Here is a 3921-nt window from a genome sequence, read left to right on the forward strand (position 1 = left end):
CACATTTCACAACGGCGTCAAGGATTCGATCAGCTCGTAGCGGAACCGTGCCTGGCTCAAGCACGCCCGCGCTGACTTGTGCGCCTTGTTGCGCCAGCTCGTGCCGACACGAGGGTCGCCACCGATCGAAGACTCGACCAGTTATGGCTCCTGTTCGAGACGATCAGGGTACCGGATGAGACGGACCTGACCGTCGCGAGAGCATCCGCGATGAACACGACGTTTCGGAGTGACTGCCCTTTCAACAGTGGCCGACTGGGGGTTGACAAGACTCAAGCACTACATGATTATCTAAAACATTCGCGTAACGAGAACGCGGATCGTTTATTTTTGCACTGGACCACCTTCGATCGTGGGGTACTTGCATGCTGACGCCCGATATGACCGCTAGCCTCAACGCGCAGATCAACCTGGAGCTGCAATCTTCGAACCTGTACCTGCAGATGAGCTGCTGGTGCGCCTTCAAGAGTCTCGATGGCTGTGCCGCCTTCCTTGCCCAGCACGCTGAGGAAGAACGGACGCACATGCAGAAGCTGATCACCTACCTGAACGAAACCGGCGCCCTCGTCGAGCTGACGGCGATACCTGCACCCACGGCCCGCTATGACTCCCTTCAGGAGCTGTTCGAGCAGGTGCTTGAGCATGAGCAGCATGTGACGGATGCCATCAACAAGCTCGTCCATCAGGCTCATCAAACACCTGACTACGCGACCTATCAGTTCCTTCAGTGGTACGTCGCTGAGCAGCACCAAGAAGAGTTTCTGTTCAAATCGGTGTTGGACAAAATCAAGTTGATTGGGACCGACCATCAGGGGGTCTTCTTCATCGATAAGGAGATCGGCGCGTTGGCGACACCGCCCGCTGCCGGGACCGGTGTGGCCGATCCGACCACTGCAGCGGTCGCACAATAGGGGTCGCTCAGCATGACCCTACGAGATCTCAGCCCCTGGGACGAAGCCATCATCGACGTAATCAATAGTGACGGCACCGAAGTGCAGGACGGCTTCAAGATTCGGCTCGAAGCGCTCGGGTTGGTCCCAAGCAAGCCCGTTCTAGTCTTACGCGGTGCAGCATTCGGCGGACCCTTGCATGTACGAGTCAGCAGCACCACCGAGGTCGCGATCCGGCGCTCCGAGGCGGAGCGGGTTCAGATTCGGGAACACCAGCCCGGTACAGGTCGTCACCTAGGGCATCGTCGCCGCCGGCACCGGGCAGGTCCGGGAGAGGGACCAAGCGCTCAGGCTCACACAACCCGGAGCGACGCATGAGCACCTTGGCCGCCGATGTCATCCTCAGTGGTGACCAGCCCTGCCTGGTCGCCGAAGCGCTAGCCGATCGACCAACCTTTGAGCGTCGCATTGCCTTTATCGGCCAGCCCAACACCGGCAAATCGACCTTCTTCAATCGCGTGACAAAGTCACGCGCCGGGGTTGCGAACTGGCCTGGTCTAACTGTGGATCTGCAGCGCGCGTTGATCGACCTCGATGGTCAGCGCACCGAGTTTGTCGACCTGCCCGGCATCTATGATCTGAACGGCTTCACCGAGGATGAGCATGTCGTTCAGCGTTTTCTGTCGGAGAACGCCGTCAACCTGATCGTACTGGTCATCAACGCGACGCAAATCGATCGTCAGATTCGCATTGCGTTGCAGATCAAGGCACTCGGACTGCCGGCTGTGGTTGCGCTCAACATGGCCGACGAGGCCAGCCGCTACGGCGTCGACATCGATATCGGCGAACTGCGAAAGCGCCTTGGCATGCTGGTCTACCCTATAAGCGCCAAGTACGGCAGCGGCTGCGATACGGCAGTTTCCGGGATCTCAGCTGCCGTGCGCGCCCAGGAGCAGTCACTACGCGTCACAGACCTCTCTGAGTGCCTCGGTCGCGACCCGATCGATGAGCATCGCGTCGCCGCTGAGCTCGATGGCATCCTGACAATGCCGCCGCTGGCCTCAATAAACTTGACCAGCCGCATCGACGCGGTGATGCTTCACCCGGTCTTTGGCATCCCCTTGTTCTTTGCCACCATGCTGATCGCCTTCATGGTGGTTTGGTACATCGGCCTGCCGCTGCAGGACCCAACAGGTGATGCGGTGACCTGGCTTGGCGATCACGTGCTTGGGCCATTGGTTGCACCGCTGCCAGCCTTCGCCCGCGAGCTGCTCCTCAACGGGATCTGGGCGGGGATCTCTCTGCTCTCCACCTTCGTGCCCCTGGTCGCCGTGTTTATCATCGTGATGGCGATTTTGGAAGATAGTGGCTATCTGTCACGCGCGGCCTACCTAATGGATGCCTTGATGCGGCGCCTTGGTCTCGATGGGCGCGCCTTTGTGCTTCAGATCATGGGCTTCGGCTGTAATGTGCCCTCGATTATGGGGACCCGAGTCATCCGTAGTCGTGCGGCGCGCCTCACGGCGATGCTGGTCATCCCATTCTCGCTGTGCTCGGCGCGCCTGCAGGTCTTCGTCTTCATCCTTGCTGCGGTAATGACCGGTATCTATGGCGCCATTGCGCTCTTTATCCTGTACCTGCTGAGCTTTGCGGTCTCGTTCATCATCGCCGCAGTGATGAGCTACAGCGGCGCGCTGAAGGACACGGAGCCCTTTGTCCTGGAGCTGCCGCCCTATCGATTGCCAACCGTCAAGCAGGTAGTCACCAAGCTAATCTCGGAGATGCGCGAATTCCTTGGCCGACTGATGGTCTTCATGGTCGTCGGCTCGGTGTTGATGTGGCTGCTGACGAAGTTTCCGGCAGGTGCCTCCGGCATGGATACCTATGCCGGACAACTTGGACGCTTCTTTGAGCCCGTGATGCAGCCGCTCGGCATCAACGCGCTGATGACGGTCTCGCTGATCTTCGGGTTCGTCGCGAAAGAGATTCAGCTCGCCGCGCTTGCCATTGCTTACGGCATGAGCGATCACGCGCTGCACCTAAAGCTGAGTCAAACCCTGAGCTTTGGCCAAGCATTCAGCTTCTGTCTCTTCAGCCTACTCTACACGCCTTGCTTAACGACCTTGGCGACCATTAAGGCAGAAGCGCGCACCTGGCGCTTCACCCTGTTCTCGTTAGCCTTGTCACTGGCGGTTGCCTGGATCGCGAGCTTTCTCTTCTATCAAGGCTGGCGTCTCGTGACGGGAGGGGTCTGACCATGAACAGCGTTAACGAGACTGCGGGTGAGACTTCAACGATGTCTGCTGTCGATGCGGCTAACCCGTCAGGACCTGAGGTCCTGAACGATGCGCATCAGCAGCAGCTAGAAGGACAACGCGCGCCGAACCAGCCTCACCGCCAGCAACGAGAATGCGCTCGCGTCTGCGTCAAATGGGGGCTGTTTGGCGCAGTAGTGGCGATGCTCCTATCGCTTGGCGCTGCCGCGTTGTTGGGTGTTAATGGCAACGATGGTGATGGGCTGGAGGCTGATCCGTCCGCCGACTATCGGCGTATTGACGCCCTGCTCGACGCCGAGCGATGGCCCGAAGCCAATCGTCTGACCATGGAGGTGGCCCTGGAGGCGGCCGGACGCGCTGGCGAGGGTTGGTTCGATACCAAGGCGAGTGAGCGCTTTCCTTGTGAGGTGCTGGGTCATCTAGACCGGCTCTGGAGCCATCATTCGGACGGCCGATTCGGCTTTCGCGCCCAGGCGCAGGTCTATCAACAGGTGGTGGATACCGATCCTGAGGTCGATGATCAGACGCGCTATCAGAGGTTCGCTGAAGCCGTTGGCTGGATTGAGGATGGTCAGCTCCTGCCTGTCGACGACGACCTATTCGCGAATCTGGATGACGCTCCGGCCGGACATCTGCCGATCTCCGTCCCGCCCCAGGCCTATCGTCCGACCTCTCCTAAGTCCCGGTCTGGAACACCTGAGCGTGTACACCAAATGCACCGCTTTATGGATCGTGTTGGTGAATGTCTTCCCTAG

General features: G+C 59.4%; 4 protein-coding genes. All 4 read left to right on the forward strand.

What is annotated here, in order from left to right; translation table 11 throughout:
* Positions 1–365 precede the first annotated feature (365 nt).
* The 4 genes from ftnA to ACY693_RS16355 are packed head-to-tail and all read left to right on the forward strand — an operon-like array spanning position 366 to position 3921.
* Entirely contained in the window at positions 366–911 is a 546-nt protein-coding gene (ftnA, locus tag ACY693_RS16340; RefSeq protein WP_462322872.1) for a non-heme ferritin, read from the forward strand.
* A 12-nt stretch (positions 912–923) separates the two neighbouring features.
* The gene (locus ACY693_RS16345) at positions 924–1268 is read left to right on the forward strand and encodes a FeoA family protein (RefSeq protein ID WP_462322873.1); all 345 of its coding nucleotides are present in this window, start codon (positions 924–926) and stop codon (positions 1266–1268) included.
* Positions 1265–3145 carry a ferrous iron transport protein B gene (gene feoB / locus ACY693_RS16350; RefSeq protein WP_462322874.1) on the forward strand — a complete coding sequence of 627 codons (1881 nt, stop codon included), beginning with the start codon at positions 1265–1267 and terminating at the stop codon, positions 3143–3145. The genes ACY693_RS16345 and feoB overlap by 4 nt, the downstream gene beginning before the upstream one ends.
* Before the next feature lie 41 nt (positions 3146–3186).
* Entirely contained in the window at positions 3187–3921 is a 735-nt protein-coding gene (locus ACY693_RS16355) for a GUN4 domain-containing protein (RefSeq protein WP_462322875.1), read from the forward strand.

The organism is Halochromatium sp. (assembly GCF_054919635.1).

What these genes read in the sequence shown, in the direction of transcription:
- ftnA (WP_462322872.1), top strand. Translation starts at nt 366, where the DNA reads ATGCTGACGCCCGATATGACCGCTAGCCTCAACGCGCAGATCAACCTG.
- ACY693_RS16345 (WP_462322873.1), top strand. Translation starts at nt 924, where the DNA reads ATGACCCTACGAGATCTCAGCCCCTGGGACGAAGCCATCATCGACGTA.
- feoB (WP_462322874.1), top strand. Translation starts at nt 1,265, where the DNA reads ATGAGCACCTTGGCCGCCGATGTCATCCTCAGTGGTGACCAGCCCTGC.
- ACY693_RS16355 (WP_462322875.1), top strand. Translation starts at nt 3,187, where the DNA reads ATGTCTGCTGTCGATGCGGCTAACCCGTCAGGACCTGAGGTCCTGAAC.